The 20,186-nt window shown below is 59.9% G+C and carries 24 protein-coding genes; 12 read left to right on the top strand and 12 right to left on the bottom strand.

The window, feature by feature from the left end; all coding sequences use genetic code 11:
• Positions 1–16: 16 nt before the first annotated feature.
• Both AC1Q6D_RS14900 and AC1Q6D_RS14895 read right to left on the bottom strand, forming a co-directional pair.
• Entirely contained in the window at positions 17–2,521 is a 2,505-nt protein-coding gene (locus tag AC1Q6D_RS14900) for an ABC transporter permease (RefSeq protein ID WP_103405317.1), read from the bottom strand.
• The gene (locus tag AC1Q6D_RS14895; protein ID WP_047527144.1) at positions 2,521–3,204 is read right to left on the bottom strand and encodes an ABC transporter ATP-binding protein; all 684 of its coding nucleotides are present in this window, start codon (positions 3,202–3,204) and stop codon (positions 2,521–2,523) included. Before AC1Q6D_RS14895 ends, AC1Q6D_RS14900 begins: the two co-directional genes overlap by 1 nt.
• Positions 3,205–3,214: 10 nt before the next feature.
• Here AC1Q6D_RS14895 and AC1Q6D_RS14890 point away from each other — a divergent pair, with 10 nt between their 5' ends.
• The 3 genes from AC1Q6D_RS14890 to AC1Q6D_RS14880 all read left to right on the top strand — a co-directional run bounded on the left by AC1Q6D_RS14890 (position 3,215) and on the right by AC1Q6D_RS14880 (position 5,245).
• Positions 3,215–3,820 (top strand): arylesterase, encoded by a 606-nt coding sequence (locus tag AC1Q6D_RS14890; RefSeq protein ID WP_103405318.1) that lies wholly within the window; start codon positions 3,215–3,217, stop codon positions 3,818–3,820.
• A gap of 56 nt (positions 3,821–3,876) precedes the next feature.
• Positions 3,877–4,170 (top strand): hypothetical protein, encoded by a 294-nt coding sequence (locus AC1Q6D_RS14885; RefSeq protein WP_047527147.1) that lies wholly within the window; start codon positions 3,877–3,879, stop codon positions 4,168–4,170.
• A gap of 103 nt (positions 4,171–4,273) precedes the next feature.
• Complete coding sequence (locus AC1Q6D_RS14880) at positions 4,274–5,245, top strand: L,D-transpeptidase family protein (protein WP_047527148.1); 972 nt, start codon at positions 4,274–4,276, stop codon at positions 5,243–5,245.
• A 123-nt stretch (positions 5,246–5,368) separates the two neighbouring features.
• Here AC1Q6D_RS14880 and oprI read toward each other — a convergent pair whose 3' ends face one another.
• Positions 5,369–5,620 carry an outer membrane lipoprotei OprI gene (oprI, locus tag AC1Q6D_RS14875; protein ID WP_003199355.1) on the bottom strand — a complete coding sequence of 84 codons (252 nt, stop codon included), beginning with the start codon at positions 5,618–5,620 and terminating at the stop codon, positions 5,369–5,371.
• A 640-nt stretch (positions 5,621–6,260) separates the two neighbouring features.
• Here oprI and AC1Q6D_RS14870 point away from each other — a divergent pair.
• A complete protein-coding gene (locus AC1Q6D_RS14870) occupies positions 6,261–6,548 on the top strand; it encodes a GNAT family N-acetyltransferase (RefSeq protein WP_020800382.1) in 288 nt (95 codons plus the stop codon).
• A gap of 74 nt (positions 6,549–6,622) precedes the next feature.
• Here AC1Q6D_RS14870 and AC1Q6D_RS14865 read toward each other — a convergent pair whose 3' ends face one another.
• Entirely contained in the window at positions 6,623–7,699 is a 1,077-nt protein-coding gene (locus tag AC1Q6D_RS14865) for a 3-deoxy-7-phosphoheptulonate synthase (RefSeq protein ID WP_047527160.1), read from the bottom strand.
• A 128-nt stretch (positions 7,700–7,827) separates the two neighbouring features.
• Positions 7,828–8,271: a PilZ domain-containing protein gene (locus AC1Q6D_RS14860; RefSeq protein WP_047527162.1), complete on the bottom strand. Its 444-nt coding sequence runs from the start codon at positions 8,269–8,271 to the stop codon at positions 7,828–7,830.
• On the opposite strand from AC1Q6D_RS14860, the gene AC1Q6D_RS14855 reads away from it, so the two are divergent.
• The 5 genes from AC1Q6D_RS14855 (at position 8,270) to cysB (ending at position 12,225) form a co-directional block, all read left to right on the top strand.
• Positions 8,270–8,656 (top strand): thioredoxin family protein, encoded by a 387-nt coding sequence (locus AC1Q6D_RS14855; protein ID WP_103405319.1) that lies wholly within the window; start codon positions 8,270–8,272, stop codon positions 8,654–8,656. The genes AC1Q6D_RS14860 and AC1Q6D_RS14855 overlap by 2 nt on opposite strands.
• Positions 8,653–9,609 carry a putative 2-dehydropantoate 2-reductase gene (locus tag AC1Q6D_RS14850; protein WP_103405320.1) on the top strand — a complete coding sequence of 319 codons (957 nt, stop codon included), beginning with the start codon at positions 8,653–8,655 and terminating at the stop codon, positions 9,607–9,609. Before AC1Q6D_RS14855 ends, AC1Q6D_RS14850 begins: the two co-directional genes overlap by 4 nt.
• A 24-nt stretch (positions 9,610–9,633) precedes the next feature.
• On the top strand, positions 9,634–10,539 hold the full coding sequence (locus AC1Q6D_RS14845) for a 5'-nucleotidase (protein WP_103405343.1): 906 nt from the start codon (positions 9,634–9,636) through the stop codon (positions 10,537–10,539).
• Positions 10,540–10,634: 95 nt separating this feature from the next.
• Complete coding sequence (locus tag AC1Q6D_RS14840) at positions 10,635–11,138, top strand: universal stress protein (RefSeq protein WP_047527168.1); 504 nt, start codon at positions 10,635–10,637, stop codon at positions 11,136–11,138.
• A gap of 112 nt (positions 11,139–11,250) precedes the next feature.
• Complete coding sequence (cysB, locus tag AC1Q6D_RS14835; protein ID WP_008031398.1) at positions 11,251–12,225, top strand: HTH-type transcriptional regulator CysB; 975 nt, start codon at positions 11,251–11,253, stop codon at positions 12,223–12,225.
• A gap of 13 nt (positions 12,226–12,238) precedes the next feature.
• Here cysB and AC1Q6D_RS14830 read toward each other — a convergent pair whose 3' ends face one another.
• Together AC1Q6D_RS14830 and AC1Q6D_RS14825 are read right to left on the bottom strand one after the other, a co-directional pair.
• Positions 12,239–12,721, bottom strand: coding sequence for a GreA/GreB family elongation factor (locus tag AC1Q6D_RS14830; RefSeq protein ID WP_103405321.1), 483 nt, complete (start codon positions 12,719–12,721; stop codon positions 12,239–12,241).
• Between the two features lie 2 nt (positions 12,722–12,723).
• Positions 12,724–13,134 carry a hypothetical protein gene (locus AC1Q6D_RS14825; protein WP_103405322.1) on the bottom strand — a complete coding sequence of 137 codons (411 nt, stop codon included), beginning with the start codon at positions 13,132–13,134 and terminating at the stop codon, positions 12,724–12,726.
• A gap of 123 nt (positions 13,135–13,257) precedes the next feature.
• On the opposite strand from AC1Q6D_RS14825, the gene earP reads away from it, so the two are divergent.
• Both earP and efp read left to right on the top strand, forming a co-directional pair.
• The gene (earP, locus tag AC1Q6D_RS14820; RefSeq protein ID WP_103405323.1) at positions 13,258–14,400 is read left to right on the top strand and encodes an elongation factor P maturation arginine rhamnosyltransferase EarP; all 1,143 of its coding nucleotides are present in this window, start codon (positions 13,258–13,260) and stop codon (positions 14,398–14,400) included.
• A 48-nt stretch (positions 14,401–14,448) separates the two neighbouring features.
• Positions 14,449–15,018 carry an elongation factor P gene (gene efp / locus AC1Q6D_RS14815; protein WP_008057003.1) on the top strand — a complete coding sequence of 190 codons (570 nt, stop codon included), beginning with the start codon at positions 14,449–14,451 and terminating at the stop codon, positions 15,016–15,018.
• 74 nt (positions 15,019–15,092) lie between these two features.
• Here efp and AC1Q6D_RS14810 read toward each other — a convergent pair whose 3' ends face one another.
• The 4 genes from AC1Q6D_RS14810 to AC1Q6D_RS14795 form a co-directional block, all read right to left on the bottom strand.
• A complete protein-coding gene (locus AC1Q6D_RS14810) occupies positions 15,093–16,103 on the bottom strand; it encodes an alpha/beta hydrolase (protein ID WP_103405324.1) in 1,011 nt (336 codons plus the stop codon).
• A 34-nt stretch (positions 16,104–16,137) separates the two neighbouring features.
• Positions 16,138–16,557: an organic hydroperoxide resistance protein gene (locus tag AC1Q6D_RS14805; RefSeq protein ID WP_047527178.1), complete on the bottom strand. Its 420-nt coding sequence runs from the start codon at positions 16,555–16,557 to the stop codon at positions 16,138–16,140.
• Positions 16,558–16,923: 366 nt separating this feature from the next.
• Positions 16,924–17,388: a MarR family winged helix-turn-helix transcriptional regulator gene (locus AC1Q6D_RS14800; protein WP_103405325.1), complete on the bottom strand. Its 465-nt coding sequence runs from the start codon at positions 17,386–17,388 to the stop codon at positions 16,924–16,926.
• Positions 17,389–17,456: 68 nt separating this feature from the next.
• The gene (locus AC1Q6D_RS14795; RefSeq protein ID WP_047527182.1) at positions 17,457–18,413 is read right to left on the bottom strand and encodes a LysR family transcriptional regulator; all 957 of its coding nucleotides are present in this window, start codon (positions 18,411–18,413) and stop codon (positions 17,457–17,459) included.
• A gap of 111 nt (positions 18,414–18,524) precedes the next feature.
• Between AC1Q6D_RS14795 and AC1Q6D_RS14790 the strand changes: the two genes are divergently transcribed.
• Entirely contained in the window at positions 18,525–19,274 is a 750-nt protein-coding gene (locus tag AC1Q6D_RS14790; protein WP_103405326.1) for a sulfite exporter TauE/SafE family protein, read from the top strand.
• Here the strand turns inward: AC1Q6D_RS14790 and AC1Q6D_RS14785 are convergent.
• Complete coding sequence (locus AC1Q6D_RS14785) at positions 19,264–20,118, bottom strand: LysR substrate-binding domain-containing protein (RefSeq protein ID WP_103405327.1); 855 nt, start codon at positions 20,116–20,118, stop codon at positions 19,264–19,266. The genes AC1Q6D_RS14790 and AC1Q6D_RS14785 overlap by 11 nt on opposite strands.
• Between the last annotated feature and the right edge of the window lie 68 nt (positions 20,119–20,186).

Below are 20,186 nucleotides of genomic sequence, written 5' to 3'. Positions count from 1 at the left end.
GAGGAAGGTTGATGGATCAACCCTCGCGCAGGACTGTCAGGGGGCTGGCGTTCAAGGCGCGACGAGTGCCGAACACGCCGGCGCCGCCGATCAGCACGGCTCCGATCAGTGGCAGCAGCAACAGCCATGGGTGCGGATGCCAAGGCAGGTCAAAGGCGAATCGGTAAAGCACCAGACTCACGACTTCCGACCCCAGTGCGGCCAGTAATCCGCTGACGGCACCCAGCAAACCAAATTCGATCCGCCGCGCCTTGACCAGCAACTGGCGTTCCGCTCCCAGTGCCCGCAGCAGCGCGCCCTGACGAATGCGCTCATCCAGCGTCGCCTGCAGGCCGGAAAACAACACCGCCATGCCAGCCGCCAGCACGAACAACAACACGTATTCCACCGCCAGCGTGACTTGGGCGAGGATGCTGCGCAGTTGTTCCAGCAACGCTTCGACCTGCAGGATGGTCACCGCCGGAAAGCTGCGGGACAGATCGACAATCTGCTGGTCGTGGCCCGCTGACAGATAGAAGCTGGTCAGATAGGTCGCCGGCAGATCCTTGAGGGTGCCGGGCTGGAAAATCATGAAGAAATTCGGCTGGAAGTTGTCCCAGTTGATTTCCCGCAGGCTGGTGACCTTCGCCTCGCGGTTGACCCCGCCGACGCTGAATACCATGTGGTCGCCGAGCTTGAGCTTCAGGCTTTCGGCGACCTTGCCTTCCACCGATACGCCAGGCACCTCGTCCGGAATCTGCTCTTGCCACCAGTTACCCGCGGTGAGTTTGTTGCCCGCCGGCAGGTCCGCCGCCCAGGTCAGGCTCAGATCGCGCTGGATCGCTCGATCACCGGCCGAGTCTTTGCTGACGATTTGCTGCACCGGTTCACCGTTGATGCTGATCAGCCGACCCGGCACGACCGGGTAGAGCGGGGCCGATTGCGCCGACAGTGAGATCAGGCGATCGGTAAAGGCCTGTTTATCCGCAGGCAGGATGTTCAGCGCGAAATAGTTCGGCGCATTTTTGGGTAACTGGTTTTGCCAGGTGTCCAGCAACTCGCCGCGAAGCAGGGCGATCAACGTCATCGACAGCAGGATCAAGCCGAACGCCAGGGACTGGCCTGCGGCCGCCAGCGGATGACGCAGCAATTGGCCCAGGCCGAGGCGCCACGGCAGGGAGGCTCGGGCGAGCATGCGTCGCAGGCTTTTCAGCAGCAGTAACAGCAGGCCACCCAACACCAGCGCGGCAATCATGCCGCCGCCCAGCAGGGCAAACGTCAGCAGCAGATCCAGGCTCAGGCGCCACATGATCAGACCCAATGCGGCCAACGCCGCGCCGTAAACCATCCAGGTGCTGGATGGAATGGGCAGCATGTCGCGACGCAACACCCGCAACGGTGGCACCCGGCCCAGCGCCGCCAATGGCGGCAAGGCAAACCCGGCCAATGCCACCAGGCCGGTACCGATTCCGGCAAAAGCCGGGAACAGGCCACCCGGTGGCACGTCGCTGGGCAACAAGTCATGCAGCAAGGCAAATAACCCCAGTTGCGCCAGCCAGCCGATCACGGCGCCGCTGATGCTCGCGAGCAATCCGAGTACGGTCAATTGCAAACTGAACAGCACCATGGTTTCGCGCCGGGACAGGCCCAGGCAGCGCAGCAGCGCGCTGGCATCGAAGCGGCGGGTGGCGAAGCGTGTCGCCGACAATGCCACCGCCACTCCGGCGAGCAAGACCGCCACCAGACTGGCCATGTTCAGATAACGTTCGGCCTTGCCGAGCGCACCGCCGATCTGCCGGTTGCCATCGCGGGCATCCTGGATGCGCTGGTTGGCTGCCAGGCCAGGCTTGATCAGTTGGCGATAGGTTTCCAGTGCCCGGGCATTGCCACGCCAGAGCTCGCGATAACTGACCCGACTGCCGGGCTGCACCACGCCGGTTGCCGCAAGGTCGTCGAGATTGATCAGCACCCGTGGCGTCAGGCTGTAGAAGTTGCCGGCACGGTCGGGTTCATAGGTCAGTACCCGCGACAGGGTCAGGGGTTTCATGCCGACATCGATGCTGTCGCCGATCTTCAGGTTCAACGCGGTCAGCAATCGTGATTCGACCCAGGCTTCGCCGGGTTTCGGCCCGCCTCCGGACGTTTCCGGGGCGAATGGGGCAGGGGCGCTTTTCAGTTCGCCGCGTAATGGGTAGACACTATCCGCCGCCTTGATACTCGACAACTGAATGCCATTGTCGGTGGCGATGACGCTGGAAAACTCCACCACTTGCGCATGTTCGAGGCCCAGATCGGTGCCGCTTCTTATCTGCTCCGGGCGCGCCGGTGAGCTGCCTTCGAGCAGCAGGTCGGCGCCGAGAAACTCGGTGGCGCGCAACATCATGGCGCCGTTCAGGCGGGCGCCAAAATAACCGATGGCAGTGCTCGCGGCCACGGCCACCACCAAGGCGAAAAACAATACGCGCAATTCGCCGGCGCGGGCATCGCGCATTAATTGGCGAATGGCGAGGCTGAACAGGCGCACAAACGGCAAGCGTGCCATCAAGGCTCCAGGGGGGCGACCAGCAGGCCGGCTTCGAGGCGGATCAGGCGCCGGCAACGGTGTGCCAGGCGTTCGTCGTGGGTCACCAGCACCAGGGTCGTGCCGCGTTCCTTGTTGAGTTCGAACAGCAAGTCGCTGATGCGCTCGCCAGTGTGGCTGTCGAGGTTGCCGGTCGGTTCATCGGCAAACAGCACGTCTGGTTCGGCGGCAAACGCACGGGCAATCGCCACGCGCTGTTGTTCGCCGCCGGAGAGCTGGCGTGGCGAGTGGGTCAGGCGCTGGCCAAGGCCCACGCGCTCGAGCAATTCGGTGGCGCGTTCGCGGGCATCTTTGCGGCCGTCGAGTTCCAGCGGCAACATGACGTTTTCCAGGGCATTGAGGCTGTCGAGCAACTGAAATGACTGGAAGACGAAACCCACGTGCTCGGCACGAATGCGGGCGCGCTGGTCTTCGTCGAGGTGGCTCAGGCTTTGCCCGGCGAGGGTGACTTCACCACTGCTCGGCAGGTCGAGTCCGGCGAGCAGGCCGAGGAGGGTGGATTTGCCGGAGCCAGAGGCGCCGACGATGGCCAGGCTGTCACCCTTGTTCAGTTCCAGGCTGAGTTCGTGCAGGATAGTCAGTTCACCTTCCGCGCTGGGGACCACTTTGCTGAGGTTCTTCGCGGTGAGAATGCTTGCGCCCATGGAGAATCCGATGCGTGTGTGGTTTTTGAGTGCTGGCCTGGCCTTGATGTGCATGGCCCAGAACGCAGCGGCGGGTACAGTCCTGATCGTTGGCGATAGTATCAGCGCCGGTTTCGGCCTGGATACCCGGGTGGGGTGGGTGTCGTTGCTTGAACAGCGGCTCAAGCGCGAAGGTTTCGACGACAAGGTGTTCAATGCATCCATCAGTGGCGACACCAGTGCCGGAGGCCAGGCACGCCTGCCAGCGCTGCTTGCAGAGCATAAGCCGGAGTTGGTGATCCTCGAACTTGGGGGTAACGATGGTCTGCGCGGAATGCCGCCCACTCAATTGCAACAAAATCTTGCCTCAATGATCGACAGCTCCCGTGCCAGCGGTGCCAAGGTGCTGTTGCTCGGCATGCAGTTGCCGCCCAATTATGGCAAGCGTTACACCGATGCCTTCGCCGAGGTCTACAGCAATCTGGCCACCGAGAAAAACATCCCGCTGGTACCGTTTTTCCTCGACGGCGTGGGCGGTCATCCGGACTTGATGCAGGCCGACGGCATACACCCGGCGGCCGGGGCCCAGGACAAGTTGCTGGAGAATGTCTGGCCTACCCTAAAACCGCTGTTATGACTCTTTTCTAGGCGCGGGCTTTCGGCTAAGGTGGCGCCCCCGATTTGGAGCCCCCGATGCCGCGTCCCGCCTGGTCACTTTTTGCCTACCAACTGATCGAGCCTGACGAACAGCTGGATCTGTTCGCCTGCCAGGAAGTGCGGGTGCATCTGGTGGCGCGTCAGCTGGAGTTGGGCGGCTCGGCGGACCGTACCTTGTGCGGCAGCCTGTTGCCGGCGCAGCCACGCTGGTCGAGTGTCGATCGCCGGGTGTTTCAGGACCAGCGCCTGTGCTCGTTGTGTCGAGCGATTCTCGAGTCGCAAAAGCGCGGCACTTCGCCGATCTGGCCAGAGTTGCGGTTCGAGCTGTAAATCATCAACGATAGCAAGCTATCGGCCAACTCCCCGAAATAACGGGCGTCGGTGTACAATCTCGTCCTTATACCCTCTGTTGATCATGCGAAGGATTTTCCGGATGTTGCCGCGCTTTCCTGCCGTCACCCGCTGCCTGACACTTGCCGCCCTCTGTGTGGCGGGTCCTGTTGCAGCATTGGAGCTGCCACTACCACCGCCCGGTGAAGATATCGTCGGCCAGGTGCAAGTCATCAAGGCCAAGTACGAAGACACCTTCGCCGACCTTGGTACCACCTACGACCTGGGCTACACGGAAATGGTCGCGGCCAACCCGGGCGTCGACGCCTGGCTGCCGGGTGCCGGTACCGAAGTCATCCTGCCGACCCGTTTCATCCTGCCGCCGGGTCCGCGTGAAGGCATTGTGATCAACCTGGCCGAATACCGCCTCTACTACTACCCGAAAGGCAAGAATGTGGTGTACACCTTCCCGCTGGGTATCGGGCGTGAGGGCTGGGGCTCACCCATCGCACACACCACCATCACTGCGAAAACGCCTAACCCGACCTGGACGCCTCCAGCGTCGATCAAGGCTGAACACGCCGCCGACGGTGATCCGTTGCCGAACGTGGTGCCGGCGGGCCCGGATAACCCGCTGGGGCCGTTCAAATTCAGCCTGGGCACTCCGGGCTACCTGATTCACGGCTCGAACAAGAAGTTCGGCATCGGCATGCGCACCAGCCACGGCTGCTTCCGCATGTTCAACAACAACGTGCTGGAAATGGCGAGCATGGTGCCGGTCGGTACGTCGGTGCGGATTATCAATGACCCGTACAAGTTCGGCGTCAGTGGCGGCAAGGTGTATCTCGAAGCGCACACCCCGCTGGATGACAATGGCAACCCGTCGGTGGTCGACAAGCACACGGCGGTCATCAACGCGATGCTCAAGCGTGAAGACATTACCAACAATCTGCGCATGAACTGGGATGTGGTGCGTGACGTCGTTGCTGCTGAAGACGGCCTGCCGGTGGAAATCGCCGTGCCGAGCACTTCCGCGCCGATGGTCACAAGCGCTCCGCTCGACCCGATGCAGTAAGCCTGGAAAAGGACCCGCCGACGCAGGCCGCGTCGGCGGGTTTTTTATTGCTTGCGACAAACGCCGGGCAATAAAAAAGCCGACCCAAAAATGGGTCGGCTTGATAACAATCCCGAAGGATTATTACTTGCGGCTAGCTTTGTCCAGCATGCGCAGAGCACGCTCGTTAGCTTCGTCAGCAGTCTGTTGTGCTTTTTGAGCAGCAGCCAGAGCTTCATCAGCTTTACGGTAAGCTTCGTCTGCACGAGCTTGGGAGCGAGCTGCTGCGTCTTCAGTAGCAGTCAGACGTGCTTCGGTTTCTTTCGATGCGCTGCTGCAACCGGTAGCCAGAACTGCGGCCAAGGCCAGAGCAGAGAATTTCAGAACGTTGTTCATCGTGTTCCCCTTCAAGGACTTTCCATTAAATTAGCTATCTCCTCACAGTGAGGAATTAGCCGGCGTACATACTACCCATTACTAGTCGTAAGTAAACTGACGTAAAGCAAGAAGCCAAAAAAATTGTAGGCGTTGATTCTTTTTCGAGCAACTTTTAACTGCTCTGTTTAAAAAATATACAGCTGCAATGCCCGAGCTGAGCGATCCCATGAGGAAAAGCTTACCGCTCTCGCAGCACTTTTTCTCTGTCTTGGCTGAAGAGTGTCTAGATGGATTCGTCTACACTTTTGTTCGGATCTTGGGTGGCGTCTCTCATATCTTTCTCTATCTTCAGGTGACTTTAACAAAGGGCGCTCGTCTTAAGTCTCAACATCCGGCAATGTTCAGGCTATCGACCTTGGGGCGATCTTCGGTCGAGCCAGCCCTGCGTAACCCGGAGCGGCACCCGCCAACCAGCATGATGACGAGTGCACCTTGAGCATTTTTGCCAATGGTGCCTACTATTTGTACGTGCTCGGTTGCGCGAGATCGGTGTAGCTCTTCTCGGTGTCCATTCAGGCACGGGGTGGCGTAGATGTTTCTTCGCCGGAAAAACATCGGTAAGGTAGGGGTCGGAATCCAAGACCCGCGAGGAGTAGTGATGAGCGAGGCGTTGTCCATCCACCATGACCAGGCTGGTCATCAGTTCGAGACCAATGTGGACGGTCATCGTGCCTACCTGACCTATATGGATCTGGGGAAACAGACCCTGGATATCTATCGCACCTTTGTGCCCAACGCTTTGCGTGGTCGTGGCATTGCGGCGGCGCTGACCGAACAGGCGCTGCAGTACGCCGAGGAAATGGGCTACACCGTCATTCCATCGTGCTCCTATGTCGAGCGCTACATGGAGCGTCACCAGCGGCATGCCGCCAAGCTGAGCCAGTAAGCTTGAAAAAAACGAACGCATAAAAAAACGCCGGGTTCAGCCCGGCGTTTTTTTGTCTGCAGCCAATGGCGCGATCAGGATCGATCGCGTTTAGGCAGCACATCCTTGAGCTTGGCGTGCATGCTGCGCAAGGTCGTTTCAGTGGCCGACCAGTCGATGCAGGCATCGGTGATCGAAACGCCATATTTCAGGTCGGCGAGGTCTTTCGGAATGGCCTGGCAACCCCAGTTCAGATGACTTTCGACCATCAGGCCAATGATCGACTTGTTGCCTTCGAGGATCTGGTTGGCGACATTTTCCATCACCAGCGGTTGCAGGGCCGGGTCCTTGTTGGAGTTGGCGTGGCTGCAATCGACCATGATGTTCGGCTTGATCTTCGCTTTGTCCAGCGCCTGCTCGCAGAGGGCGACGCTGACCGAATCGTAGTTCGGCTTGCCGTTGCCACCGCGCAGGACCACGTGACCGTAGGCATTGCCCTTGGTGGTCACGATCGACACGCCACCTTCCTGGTTGATACCCAGGAAACGGTGCGGGCTGGAAACCGATTGCAAGGCGTTGATCGCCACGGTCAGGCCGCCATCGGTGCCGTTCTTGAAGCCGACGGCCGAGGACAGGCCGGAGGCCATTTCGCGGTGAGTCTGGGATTCTGTGGTGCGCGCGCCGATGGCCGACCAACTGATCAGGTCCTGCAAGTATTGCGGGGAGATCGGGTCGAGGGCTTCGGTGGCGGTCGGCAGGCCCATTTCGGCCAGGTCCAGCAGCAGTTGGCGACCAATGTGCAGACCGTCCTGGATCTTGAACGAGTCATCCAGGTACGGGTCGTTGATCAGGCCTTTCCAGCCGACGGTGGTGCGTGGCTTCTCGAAGTACACGCGCATGACCAGATACAGGGTATCGGACACTTCCGCGGCAAGTGCCTTGAGGCGCTCGGCGTATTCGTGCGCTGCCTTGATGTCGTGGATCGAGCAAGGCCCGATGACCACGAACAGGCGATGGTCGGTGCCATCAAGAATATTGCGAATGACTTCGCGGCCCTTGGTGACGGTGCGCAGGGCGGCGTCGCTCAGGGGGATATCGCGCTTGAGCTGATCGGGGGTGATCAGAGTCTCGTTGGAGGCGACGTTTAGGTCGTTGATCGGTAAATCAGCCATCGTTTACTCGTCAGGTCACGGGTGCCGGCCGCCAGCGAACCCGCGCGGCGGAGCACAGCAAATTAAGCGCGTCGGGGAGCGGAACCTTAGCGCGTTACACCGTGGCTCGACAATGGGCAGGGGGCGGTTTAATCGAGCATTGATTGCGCAAATGCTCTGTGAACCGTGTCATCGGAGAACTCGTCGGCATGCTCCTGAACCCACTCGAGGGCCAGCGCCTGAACTTCCTGCAGGTCGCTGTGTGCGTCATGCTGGCGGCAGAAGCGTTCGATCTGGCATACCTGCTCGCCCATCCGGGCGCTGAACAACGTCTGTTCGTCCACGAAGGCAATACCCACCAGATAGCCATGTTTGCGTCGCAGGCACCAGGCCACGTAGCCTGGAATTCGCATGTCGGGGTTCAGGGTCGGCATGCGCACTTCCAGCGCCGTACCATGGCGCCAGGCGCGATGATAATTGCAAGCCATGCCCCCGAGGCTGGTAGTGTGCAATTGTTGCCGTGAAATACACTCAGGTGTCAGCAACGTTAATTCGACGGGCACTTCATCAGGATGAGGAATGAATCGTCCCATGAACACGGACTCCATGTGTCGGCCATCTGACAGTGTTTCCCCCAGTATAGTGGTCGAATTGGAACTGACCGATTTCGACGCCGACCAACGGCTGCTGACGATGAACGGTGTATCGCTGGTCATTTTCACCAGCGTGGGCTGTTCCAGTTGTCGTTTTGCCCGTGAGCGATTGCCCTCTCTTGATCTGGCCGTCGATCGGCTGTGCTGGATCGACGCCGGAAACAATGGCGGGGTGGTCGAGCGTTATCAGGTCTTTCATTTGCCGGCGCTGTTTGTCGTGCGCGACGGTGAGTTCTTTGGAGCATTGAATTCGCGCCTGACAGAAAGCGAGCTCAATCGAGCGGTGCGCAAGGCATTGAGCCGAACAGCAGAGGAGTTGCCATGATGAGGGCGGTTGCCAAGCCGACAATCGGTATTATCGGGACCGGTGCAATCGGCGGTTTTTACGGTGTGATGCTGGCGCGCGCCGGTTTTGACGTGCATTTCCTGTTGCGCAGCGAGTTTTCCGCGGTGGCCGAACGCGGTCTGCACGTCGACAGTGCGCCCTACGGTGCCATGACGTTGAGTCCGGTGCAGGCCTATTCGACGGCCGAAGACATGCCGCCGTGCGACTGGCTGCTGGTCGGGACGAAAACGACCAGCAATGCGGACCTGGCACCCGCCATTCTTCAAGCCGCGGCACCGAATGCCAAAGTATTGCTGCTGCAAAATGGCCTGGACGTCGAAGACAGCCTGCGTGAACGGCTTCCCGATTCGCTGCATGTACTCGGTGGCCTCTGTTACATCTGCGTTCATCGCGAAGGTCCCGGCGTCATTACCCATCAGGCGCTCGGCGCGGTGCATGTCGGCTTCCACAGCGGTCCCGCGGCCGATGCGATGGCGCGTGCGGCGATTGTCGAGGAAGGTGTCGGACTGTTCCGTGCCGCCGGTATCGACTCCCAGGCGATGGCGAATCTGCATCAGGCACGCTGGCAAAAACTGGTCTGGAATGTTCCCTATAACGGTTTGTCGGTTTTACTGGGGGCGAGCACTACGCCGTTGATGGCCGATGCCGACAGCCGCGAGTTGATCAGGGCACTGATGGCCGAAGTGATCCTGGGCGCCACTGCTTGCGGTCACGATATTCCGGCGGGCTATGCCGAACATTTGTTCATGGTCACCGAGAGAATGCCCGATTACTGGCCCAGCATGTATCACGACTTCCTGCACAAGCGCCCACTGGAGCTGGCGGCCATTTACACCCGTCCACTGGCGGCGGCCAAAGCGGCGGGGTGTGAGCTGCCGCGCATCGAGGCGTTGTATCGCAGTCTGAGTTTTATCGATCGACGCAACACCTGAGTCGACCAACCAATGGGGAAGGGCATGCCGAAGGCAATTGACGACAAGCTGGTGCTGGCGATTTCCTCGCGAGCGTTGTTCGACCTGAGTGAAAGTCACAAGGTCTACCTGTCGAGTGGCGTCGAAGCTTACCGGCAGTATCAGATCGAACATGAGGACGAGATCCTCGAACCCGGCGATGCCTTCCCGCTGGTGCAAAAACTCCTCAATCTCAATGCCAGCCTCGGCCGTGCCCGGGTCGAGGTGATCCTGGTGTCGCGCAACAGTGCCGACACCGGGCTGCGGGTGTTCAACTCGATCCATCACTATGGACTGGCGATTTCCCGCGCAGCGTTTGTCGGGGGGCGTAGTCCCTATCCGTACCTCAAGGCGTTTGGTTGCGATTTATTTTTGTCGACCCATGCCGAAGACGTGCGCAATGCGCTGGACGCCGGCTTCGCCGCGGCGACCATTCTGTCGGGAGGCGCCAGCCGAGCAGCCAGCGATGAATTGCGCATCGCCTTTGACGGCGATGCGGTGCTGTTTTCCGACGAGTCGGAGCGCGTCTATCAGGCCGGTGGTCTGGAAGCATTCCAGGCCAGCGAACGCGAGGCGGCCCGCGAGCCGTTGCGCGGTGGGCCGTTCAAAGGCTTCCTCGCCGCCCTCAATCTGTTGCAGCGCGAGTTCCCGGACGATGCCTGTCCTATCCGCACGGCCCTGGTGACGGCGCGGTCGGCGCCGGCCCATGAGCGGGTGATCCGCACCTTGCGCGAATGGGACATTCGCCTGGACGAATCGCTGTTTCTCGGCGGCCTGACCAAGTCGGCCTTCCTCGAGGCCTTCGCCGCCGACGTGTTTTTCGACGATCAGGCCGGTCATTGCGAACTGGCCCGCGAAGTCGTCGCCACCGGTCATGTCCCCCATGGCATAAGCAACGAGCAAAAGGTTTAAGCCCGCCGATCAACGTGTTGCGCGGGGCGTCGTACTCGCCAAGGCACTGCTAAGCTGATTCAAGTCTGCGCCATGTTGGCACTCGAGGAGGTCATATGATTCATTCGATGCTGTATGCCACTGACCTCGGCCTGTACGCACCGCTAGTGATGCAGCATGCCTTGGCATTGGCACGGACCTTCAATGCCGATCTCTACGTGGTGCACGCGGTTGAACCCATGGGGCTGTTCGCTGAGTCGGTGCTTCAGAGTTACCTTGATGAGCAAGCGTTGAACGAATTTCACAGTCAGGGCCTGAACACGGTCATTGCCAATATCGAGCAGCGGGTGCTCGACAGTTTTCGTGAAGAATTGGGGGGGGAGGGCGCACAGGATCTGGAGCTGATTCGTGCTGTGCGGGTGCTGCAGGGTGATCCGTCGCAGGTGATTCTCGACCAGGCGCAGAAACTCTCGGTGGATTTGTTGATCCTGGGTAGCCACAGCCATGGGGCTGGCGCGGAAACGCCGCTGGGTCGGACCGCGGCGCGCGTCCTGCAACTGTCCCGCGTACCGGTCTATCTGGTGCCGCTGGTGGAGCGCCGTCGCCAGGGGGATCGCTAGAGCACCAATAGTGCCAGTTTGATAAAAAGTTCTAGATTTATTCTTCAAACCATTAATATAGTTATATAACGTCGCTGATGCCCGTGGCGTCTATCTGCTTTGAGGGATTCATATGAAGCTTCAACAATTGCGCTACATCTGGGAAGTGGCGCACCACGACCTCAACGTTTCCGCTACCGCCCAAAGCCTGTACACCTCGCAACCGGGCATCAGTAAACAGATCCGACTGTTGGAAGACGAATTGGGCGTCGAGGTCTTCGCCCGCAGCGGCAAGCACCTGACCCGCGTGACCCCGGCTGGCGAGCGCATCATTACCACGGCTGGCGAGATTCTGCGCAAGGTCGAAAGCATCAAGCAGATCGCCCAGGAATTCTCCAACGAGAAGAAAGGCACCCTGTCGATCGCCACCACCCACACCCAGGCGCGTTATGCATTGCCGCCGGTGATCAGCAATTTCATCAAGCAATACCCGGACGTGGCCCTGCACATGCACCAGGGTTCGCCGATGCAGATCGCCGAAATGGCCGCTGACGGAACCGTGGATTTCGCCATTGCCACCGAAGCGCTGGAACTGTTTGGCGATCTGGTAATGATGCCGTGCTATCGCTGGAACCGCTGCGTGGTCGTGCCTCAGGGACACCCGCTGACCAAGCTGTCGAAGCTGACCCTCGAAGCCCTGGCCGAATACCCGATCGTGACTTACGTGTTTGGTTTCACCGGCCGTTCGAAGCTCGACGAAGCCTTCAGTCATCGTGGCCTGACGCCGAAAGTGGTGTTCACCGCGGCCGACGCCGACGTGATCAAGACCTATGTTCGCCTGGGACTGGGCGTGGGCATCGTGGCGAAAATGGCGGTCGACACCAAACTCGACAACGACCTGGTGGTCCTCGACGCCAGCGAGCTGTTCGAATCCAGCATCACCAAAATCGGGTTCCGTCGCGGCACTTTCCTGCGTGGCTTCATGTGCGACTTCATCGAGAAGTTCGCTCCGCACCTGACTCGCGAAGTTATGGCCAAGGCCATCCAGTGCCACAACAAGCAGGAGCTGGAAGAGCTGTTCGACGGCGTCGAACTGCCGGTCCATTGATCAGTGGGCGCCGCTAGACCACTTCGGTGACAGCAAACTGTTGCCGAGTACCCGCCACCAGAATCTCCACTTCATCGCCCTCGAACTTGCCCAGCAGGCTTTTGCCCAGCGGCGAGCGCGGGGTGATGACCGTGATCAGTTGCCCCACCAGATCGACCTTCAGGCCTGCCGCATCAGGTGCCAGAAACAGCCATTGCTCGCGACCCTTTTCGTCTTCAAGGCCGAGCAGTGCGCCGACCTCGATCCCGCGCTGCTCATCATAAGAACGCAGTATCAGGTTCTGGCAAAGTGCCAGTGACTGCCTGATCTCCTCGACCCGTTTGGCCTGGCCGGCGGCCAGATAGGACGCCTCCAGTCCCAGCGTGTCGTACTTGTTCTCGGCGATGTTTTCTTCATGGGTCGCGGTTTCGTATGCGGTCTGCGCGGCGCGTTCCGCGATGTCGAGATCAATGCGCAACTTGTCGAGAATCAGTTGGTGGACAGTTTGTTTGTTCATGGTCAATCGCAGAATTGCAAAACGTTGGCGCGACTTTTTTCGCTCGGTGCGGTGTGGTCCTGTTGCAGCCAGAACTGGCACTTGGGATTCGACAGATTGCGACTGCTGCTGCGAGCCTGATCGAGCCGTTGTGCTTGCTCGTTCTTGCGCAGGTTCTCTTCGTATTGCTCGAACAGCGGGCTCTGTGGAGGAATATCCGGTACCGGTTGTGCAGCAGCAGGCGGATTGGCCAGCTGCTGCACGGCCTGGGCCACGGGTGCCAATTGCTCGCTGAACAAAAAGCGAGAAGCGAGCCAGCAGGTCAGCGCAATGGCAATGAACCCCAGCCACAAACCGAGGGCGATGCTGCCGCTCAATTGCAAGGTGTTGAGCTGGATCGGCAATGGGCGGCGCGGGTTGGGACGGTAGGGCATAGCTGCCTCCTGGCGGTGGTCGCGGGCGAGTGGCGATTGTCGCACGAAGATTAATCGCCGTCGGCCCTTCTGCGCGGGGTAATTTATGCGGACAATCGGGGCTTTTGCCAACGGGAGCCTGGAATGCCTGAAATGAAAACCCGCTGGGATATTTTTTGTACCGTCGTCGACAACTTCGGCGACATCGGCGTGACCTGGCGTCTGGCCCGGCAACTGGTTGCCGAGCATTCGCAGGCGGTGCGGTTGTGGGTCGATGATCTGCGCGCCTTCGAGCGCCTCTGCCCGGACATCGACATCCACGCGTTGCAGCAATGGCAGCAAGGTGTTGAGGTGCGGCAGTGGGTGGCCGACTGGCAGCCCACTGAAGCCGCCGATGTGGTGATCGCCGCGTTCGCCTGCCAGTTGCCGGGTGCTTACATGGAGGCGATGGTCGAACGGGAAAAAACGCCGCTGTGGATGAACCTCGATTATTTGAGCGCCGAGGACTGGATCGTCGGCTGTCATGGCTTGCCGTCGGTGAAGTACAAGCAGGTGCAGAAGTTCTTTTTCTTCCCCGGGTTCCACAAGGGCACCGGTGGCTTGCTGCGTGAAAGCGATCTTCTTGAACGGCGTGAGCAATTTCAACAGAGTCCGGCAGCGCAGCGACTTTTCCTTCAAGGGCTGGGGATCGATCGCGCACCCGGCGCGCAACTGATCTCGCTGTTCGCCTACGAAAATACCGGCCTGGCCAGTTGGCTCGACGCGATGGCTGGCGACGTGACGCCCACGCATCTGTTGGTGCCGGAAGGGCGGATTCTTGGCGATGTCGAGCGTTGGCTCGGTGTGCAAGGGCTGGCGGCGGGTGCCGTGCATGTGCGCGACGCCTTGACCGTGCAAGTGCTGCCGTTCGTCCGACAGGACCAATACGACTTGTTGCTGTGGAGCTGCGATTTCAATGCCGTGCGCGGTGAGGACTCGTTTGTCCGCGCGCAGTGGGCGGGTCGACCAATGCTCTGGCACATCTATCAGCAGGACGAAGATGTCCACCTGGACAAGCTGGAAGCCTTCCTCGCGCTCTATGTGAAGGGCCTTTCCGGGCCGGCTGGCGAGGCGATCAGCGGTCTCTGGCGGGCGTGGAATGCCGGTGAAATAATGGCCGACCACTGGCAATCGACCCGCAAACACTGGCCAGAGCTGGAAAAGCACGCCCAGGCGTGGTGTCTGGAACAAGCCTTGCAGGCTGATCTTGCCACGGCGCTGGTACAGTTTTATGTAAATTGGATATGATACGCGGCCTAGATTTTTGTAAATCCCATCCAAATTCGGATATTCGCAATGAAAACTGGTAAAGAACTCAAACCCGGTACCGTGATCCGTATCGACAACGATCCTTGGCTGGTTCAGAAAGCTGAATTCACCAAGTCGGGTCGTAACAGCGCGATCATGAAGACCAAGCTGAAAAACCTGCTGACCGGTTACAAGACCGAAACCGTTTACAGCGCCGACGACAAGCTGGACGACGTGATCCTCGACCGCAAAGAAGCGACCCTGTCCTTCATCAGCGGCGACTCCTACACGTTCATGGACACCACCGACTACACCATGTACGAGCTGAACGCTGAAGACATCGAAAGCGTACTGCCGTTCATTGAAGAAGGCATGACCGACGTTTGCGAAGCCGTGTTCTTCGAAGGCCGTCTGGTTTCCGTAGAGCTGCCGACCACCATCGTGCGTCAGGTTGACTACACCGAAGGTTCCGCTCGCGGTGACACTTCCGGCAAGGTGATGAAGCCTGCCAAACTGAAGAACGGTACCGAACTGTCGGTTGCTGACTTCATCGAAATCGGCGACATGATCGAGATCGATACCCGCGAAGGCGGTTCCTACAAAGGCCGTGCCAAATAAGCACAGCTTCAGGAATGAAAAAGCCCGACCATTGAGTCGGGCTTTTTTGTGTTTGCGGTTTGAGGCTCAATTTTTTATTTCAGGTGCTCTTTGAGTTCTTGCGAAGCCTGCAACATCGCCGAACGCACCGCTGGCACCTGACTGACCACGTTAAGCAAGCCGTAGTCGTGGATCATGCCGTTGTAACGAACCGAGGTCACCGGCACGCCGGCTTCATCAAGTTTGCGGGCGTAGGCTTCACCTTCATCGCGCAGGACGTCGGCACCCGCCGTTTGCACCAGCGCCGGTGGCAGGCCCTTGAGTTGCGCAGTGGTGGCCCGCAGCGGCGAGGCGTAGATCTCGTTACGTTGATTGGCGTCGGTGGTGTAGTTGTCCCAGAACCACTTCATCATGTTTTTGCTGAGGAAGTGCCCCTCGGCGAACTGGTTGTACGAACCCGTCTCGAAGTTGGCGTCGGTCACCGGCCACAGCAACACCTGGAACCTGATCGCCGGTGTGCCCTTGTCTTTGGCCATCAGTGCAACCACGGCCGCCATGTTGCCACCGACGCTATTGCCGGCCACGGCCAGGCGTTTGCCGTCGACATGGATCTCTTTGCCGTGCTCGGCCACCCACTGGGTTGCGGCGTAGGCCTGGTTGATCGCCACCGGGTAGTGCGCTTCCGGCGACGGTGTGTAGTTGACGAAAACCGCCGCTGCACCCGAACCGACAACCAGGTCACGCACCAGTCGTTCGTGGGTCGGGAAGTCGCCCAGTACCCAGCCACCACCGTGGAAGAACATGAACACCGGCAGCTCACCCTTGACCCCGGCCGGCCGGACAATGGTCAGGTTCAGCGGCTGGCCGTCGACCTGAATCGTCTTCTGGCTGACATCGGCTTTTGGCAGCGACAGCTTCACCCCGGCCTGCGCTCCTACCAATACGGCGCGCGCTTGGGCAGGTGTCATTTGCTCCATCGGTTTGCCGGTGCCGGCATTGAGCACATCGAGGAATGCCTGGGTGTTGTGTTCAACGTCGCCGGCAAATGCGCTCTGGATGGACAGGGCGAGGAGGGTACCGGTCAAGACTTTGCTGAAAGTGTTCATGTTCATTTCCTGTTCGGGCCTGGGCAATCAGCGGTTAGACGGTGACGTGCAGACGCACATCAACGTTGCCGCGGGTGGCGTTGGAGTACGGGCAGACCTGGTGGGCCGCGTCGACCAGGGATTGCGCGTCGGCCTGTTCAAGGCCCGGCAGGCTGATATGCAAGTCGATGTCCAGACCGAAGCCGCCAGGGATCTGACCGATACCGACGTGGGCGGTGATCGATGCGTCGTTCGGGATGCTGCGTTTGGTCTGGCTGGCGACGAATTTCAGAGCGCCGATGAAGCAGGCGGAGTAGCCGGCTGCGAACAATTGCTCAGGGTTAGTTGCTGCGCCGCCCGCACCGCCGAGTTCTTTCGGGGTGGCGAGTTTGACGTCGAGGATGTTGTCACTGGAAACCGCACGACCATCACGGCCACCAGTGGAAGTTGCGATTGCGGTGTAGAGAGTTTGCATGGTGAAAGCCTCGTTCAGGTTGTGTTTTTTTTGCGCTAAATGTTTGCGCGCTAAGTAAGTGCGAGATGAATGTATCGCGCAAATATTTAGCGCGCAATATAAATTTTTAAGAAAAGTCTATCCAGGGATCGCGTCGATGCGACCGAATTGGCTGGAAGGCTTGATATAGAGGCGCTGGAGGGGGAAAGGCGGGTCGCAAAAAAAATTTATGTGGCCGGGATTTCAAATACGCAGGCGATTCTTGTGGGAGCGGGGCGTGCCCGCGATAGCGTCCTGTCAGTCGACATCAATGGCGCTGACATACCGCAATCGCGGGCAAGCCCGGCCCCCACAGGATTCAGGTTTCCACAAACGGGTGATGCGGATTCAAATCAGGCTTTCCTGCAGGTGATGACGCAGCGCTTGCAGCTCCGCTTGCAGTGTCTGCAGTCGCTCCAGCGTCATGCCGCTCGCGCCGAGGATGCATTGGGGGATGTCACGGGCCTGGTCGCGCAAGGCGCGGCCCTTGGCGGTGAGTTCGACGATCACCACGCGCTCATCTTCACGGCTGCGGGTGCGACTGAGCAGACCTTCGGTCTCCAGGCGTTTGAGCAGCGGCGTGAGCGAGCCAGGATCGGTCAGCAAGCGTGCGCTGATTTCGCCTACGGTCAAACCGTCCTGTTCCCACAGCACCAACATCGCCAGGTACTGCGGATAGGTCAGGCCCAACGCCTGGAGCAAAGGTTTGTAGACCTTGGTCATCATCAGTGAAGTGGAGTGCAGGGCGAAGCAGGCCTGATTGTCCAGCAGCAGGTCGTCGCAGGTGTCCGGGGTGTCGCGCTCGGTGGTCATGTCAAAGCCTTGATCAGTGATCTTCAGAATCTAGCGGGCGAATCTTTAATGCGCCAGACAATTCTCGACTAGTGGCGGCCCAAGTGGGTTTGCAGTACCAGGTCCCACGGCGGTATCGGGCTGAAACGGCTCTTCAGGTATTCCAGCAGCAAGCGGCTGCGGGAATTGGGTTGCTGTTCCAGGCGCAAGGCATAGATCCCGGAGCTCTCGGGTTTCGGCAGGCCGCTCTCACAGAACAAGGGCAACAGTTCGCCGCGCAGCAGGTATTCACTGGCCAGCCAGGTCGGCAAATGCGCAATACCCAATCCGGCCAATGCACCGCAGACCAGCGCCTCGGCATTGTTGGCGCTCATGCGCACCCGGGAAGGGCGGTGCAATTGCATTTGACCGTCTCGCTCGAATCGCCAGGCGAAGGGGGGAGCCAGGCCATCCCAATCGAGGCCGTCATGATCAATCAACTGAGCCGGATCGGTGGGTACGCCCCGGCGCTGCAAATAGTCGGGACTGGCGCAGGCGATGCGCATCATGCTCGCCAGCGGCGTGGCCACCAGCCGGGTGTCGGCCATCTGCCCGGCACGTAGCACCAGATCGACCTTGCCCAGGTTCAAACCTTGCATGTCGACAAAACTGTCAATCAGGTGCAATTGCACATCGAGGCCGGGATAAAGCATCAAGAAATCGGCGATCACCGGGGCCAGATGCCGGCGACCGAACGCGGCCGGCGCATCGACCCGAATCAAACCTTCCGGCGCGCTGCTGAGGGATACGGCTTCCGCCCTGGCCAGGCGTAACTCAGCGACGATCCGCCGTGCGCGTTCTGCAAAGGCCAGCCCCGCCGGCGTGGCGCGCACCGCGTGGGTGCTGCGTATGAATAACTGACTGCCGACGGCGCTTTCCAGGCTATCGATGCGCCGGGCCACCGCCGAAGGCGTCAGCGGATGACGGCGGGACGCCGCAGAAAAGCTCCCGGTTTCCAGCACGTCCAGAAACAGGCCCAGTTGATCAGTCAATTGATTCGGATTCATGTGTGGTCAATGCTTGTGCGAAATTGGCATAGCCATTGTGCGTTGCTGTGCGTTTCCGAGCCAGAACCAACTGCGTAGGATGAATCGCCTCACCCAAAGGGAAAAACGGCTGTGATTGAGTTTCTGATGTATCTGGTCTTCGGCGCAGCCCTGGGAACCCTTGGCGGGATTTTCGGCATCGGCGGAGGCTTGATTGCCATTCCCTTGCTGGGCGTGTTGTGCGGTCTCGATCAGCAGATTGCCCAAGGGACGGCGTTGGTGATGGTCGTGCCGAATGTGATGCTGGCACTGTGGCGTTATCACCAACGCAACCGCATCGAGTTGCGCCACGCGTTGCCGTTGGCTTCGATGGGGTTCTGTTTCGCCTGGATCGGTTCGATTTGGGCCGTGGGCATCGATGCGCAGATCATGCGGATTGGCTTTGTCGCGTTTCTGGTCGCTCTGTCGGCCTACAACCTGGTGCGCATGTTCACCGCCAGCGCACCGGCCTCGGCGCAGATGAATTATTCGTGGCCGTGGCTGGGTGTGCTCGGCGCGGCGTCCGGAACCATGGGCGGGTTGTTTGGTGTAGGCGGGGCAGTCGTGGCTACGCCGGTACTGACCAGTCTGTTCGGTACCACGCAAGTGGTGGCGCAGGGCTTGTCGCTGGCGCTGGCATTGCCAAGCACCGGCGTCACGCTGGTCACCTATGCCGTACACCATCAGGTGCACTGGATGATTGGCGTGCCACTGGCGCTCGGTGGCCTGATGAGCATCAGTTGGGGTGTGAGGATCGCCCATGCCATGCCCGAGCGGTTGCTGCGCGGATTGTTCTGCGGCTTCCTGGTGTGCTGCGCGGTGATGCTCGCCTTTAAGGTTTGAAGCCTTCGACGATGTGGTCGGCCAGGCATTCGGTTATCGGGGACGGGTTGTGCAGGTTGCGCACCAGCATGATGCTGGCCTCGGGCAGGCTCGGCAGGTCTTCGGCCTCACCGAGGATGCGCATGTCTGCGGTGATCAGGCTTTCCAGTTGCGCGGTCACGGCCAGACCGGCGCTGACCACTGCCATGATCGCCGACAGGCTGTCGCTGTTGTACGCCACGCGATAATCGCGGCCCATGACATCGAGGGCGTTACAGGCCCACAGGCGGCAGAAGCAATCACTGTTGAACATCGCCAGTGGCAGCGGCGTCTGCTCGTGGGCGCTGTAGCATTGCGCCTCGGCCCAGACCAAGCGTTCCTTGCGCAGTAGCTGACCGATCTCGCTGCCCGGTTCGCGAGTCACGATGGACAGGTCGAGGTCCTGGCGCATCAGCAATTGTTTGGATGACTCGCAGTGCACTTCGATCTGGATCAGCGGATAGGACTGGGCAAACCGGCGCAGTATCCCCGGCAGAAAACGCATCACGTAATCGTCCGGAGTACCGATCCGTACCGTGCCGACCATGTGCGGTTCGCGCAAGGTGTTGAAGACTTCGCTGTGCAGCTTGAGGATGCGCCGGGCATAACCGAGCAATACCTGGCCTTCCGCCGTCAGCCGAACCTGCCGGCCGTCGCGCTGGAACAGCTGGCGCTGCAATACATCTTCTTCCAGCCGCTTCATCTGCATGCTCACGGCCGACTGGGTGCGGTTGACCAACTCTCCGGCGCGGGTAAAACCGCCCTGGTCGGCGATGGCGACGAAGGTGCGCAGCACTTCGGTGTCGATGCTCGGGTAGGCGGACATTCATCAATCTCCGAGATATGTGACATCAGAAACATTCGTTGGATTGATCTTAGTCCTGGCGCGAGACT

This window comes from Pseudomonas sp. MT92 (assembly GCF_058792515.1).
The sequence above is the reverse complement of the archived record's forward strand: the minus strand, read 5'-3'. Positions and strand labels throughout refer to the sequence as shown.

What these genes read in the sequence shown, in the direction of transcription:
- AC1Q6D_RS14900 (WP_103405317.1), bottom strand. Translation starts at nt 2,521, where the DNA reads ATGGCACGCTTGCCGTTTGTGCGCCTGTTCAGCCTCGCCATTCGCCAA.
- AC1Q6D_RS14895 (WP_047527144.1), bottom strand. Translation starts at nt 3,204, where the DNA reads ATGGGCGCAAGCATTCTCACCGCGAAGAACCTCAGCAAAGTGGTCCCC.
- AC1Q6D_RS14890 (WP_103405318.1), top strand. Translation starts at nt 3,215, where the DNA reads ATGCGTGTGTGGTTTTTGAGTGCTGGCCTGGCCTTGATGTGCATGGCC.
- AC1Q6D_RS14885 (WP_047527147.1), top strand. Translation starts at nt 3,877, where the DNA reads ATGCCGCGTCCCGCCTGGTCACTTTTTGCCTACCAACTGATCGAGCCT.
- AC1Q6D_RS14880 (WP_047527148.1), top strand. Translation starts at nt 4,274, where the DNA reads ATGTTGCCGCGCTTTCCTGCCGTCACCCGCTGCCTGACACTTGCCGCC.
- oprI (WP_003199355.1), bottom strand. Translation starts at nt 5,620, where the DNA reads ATGAACAACGTTCTGAAATTCTCTGCTCTGGCCTTGGCCGCAGTTCTG.
- AC1Q6D_RS14870 (WP_020800382.1), top strand. Translation starts at nt 6,261, where the DNA reads ATGAGCGAGGCGTTGTCCATCCACCATGACCAGGCTGGTCATCAGTTC.
- AC1Q6D_RS14865 (WP_047527160.1), bottom strand. Translation starts at nt 7,699, where the DNA reads ATGGCTGATTTACCGATCAACGACCTAAACGTCGCCTCCAACGAGACT.
- AC1Q6D_RS14855 (WP_103405319.1), top strand. Translation starts at nt 8,270, where the DNA reads ATGAACACGGACTCCATGTGTCGGCCATCTGACAGTGTTTCCCCCAGT.
- AC1Q6D_RS14860 (WP_047527162.1), bottom strand. Translation starts at nt 8,271, where the DNA reads ATGGGACGATTCATTCCTCATCCTGATGAAGTGCCCGTCGAATTAACG.
- AC1Q6D_RS14850 (WP_103405320.1), top strand. Translation starts at nt 8,653, where the DNA reads ATGATGAGGGCGGTTGCCAAGCCGACAATCGGTATTATCGGGACCGGT.
- AC1Q6D_RS14845 (WP_103405343.1), top strand. Translation starts at nt 9,634, where the DNA reads ATGCCGAAGGCAATTGACGACAAGCTGGTGCTGGCGATTTCCTCGCGA.
- AC1Q6D_RS14840 (WP_047527168.1), top strand. Translation starts at nt 10,635, where the DNA reads ATGATTCATTCGATGCTGTATGCCACTGACCTCGGCCTGTACGCACCG.
- cysB (WP_008031398.1), top strand. Translation starts at nt 11,251, where the DNA reads ATGAAGCTTCAACAATTGCGCTACATCTGGGAAGTGGCGCACCACGAC.
- AC1Q6D_RS14830 (WP_103405321.1), bottom strand. Translation starts at nt 12,721, where the DNA reads ATGAACAAACAAACTGTCCACCAACTGATTCTCGACAAGTTGCGCATT.
- AC1Q6D_RS14825 (WP_103405322.1), bottom strand. Translation starts at nt 13,134, where the DNA reads ATGCCCTACCGTCCCAACCCGCGCCGCCCATTGCCGATCCAGCTCAAC.
- earP (WP_103405323.1), top strand. Translation starts at nt 13,258, where the DNA reads ATGCCTGAAATGAAAACCCGCTGGGATATTTTTTGTACCGTCGTCGAC.
- efp (WP_008057003.1), top strand. Translation starts at nt 14,449, where the DNA reads ATGAAAACTGGTAAAGAACTCAAACCCGGTACCGTGATCCGTATCGAC.
- AC1Q6D_RS14810 (WP_103405324.1), bottom strand. Translation starts at nt 16,103, where the DNA reads ATGAACACTTTCAGCAAAGTCTTGACCGGTACCCTCCTCGCCCTGTCC.
- AC1Q6D_RS14805 (WP_047527178.1), bottom strand. Translation starts at nt 16,557, where the DNA reads ATGCAAACTCTCTACACCGCAATCGCAACTTCCACTGGTGGCCGTGAT.
- AC1Q6D_RS14800 (WP_103405325.1), bottom strand. Translation starts at nt 17,388, where the DNA reads ATGACCACCGAGCGCGACACCCCGGACACCTGCGACGACCTGCTGCTG.
- AC1Q6D_RS14795 (WP_047527182.1), bottom strand. Translation starts at nt 18,413, where the DNA reads ATGAATCCGAATCAATTGACTGATCAACTGGGCCTGTTTCTGGACGTG.
- AC1Q6D_RS14785 (WP_103405327.1), bottom strand. Translation starts at nt 20,118, where the DNA reads ATGTCCGCCTACCCGAGCATCGACACCGAAGTGCTGCGCACCTTCGTC.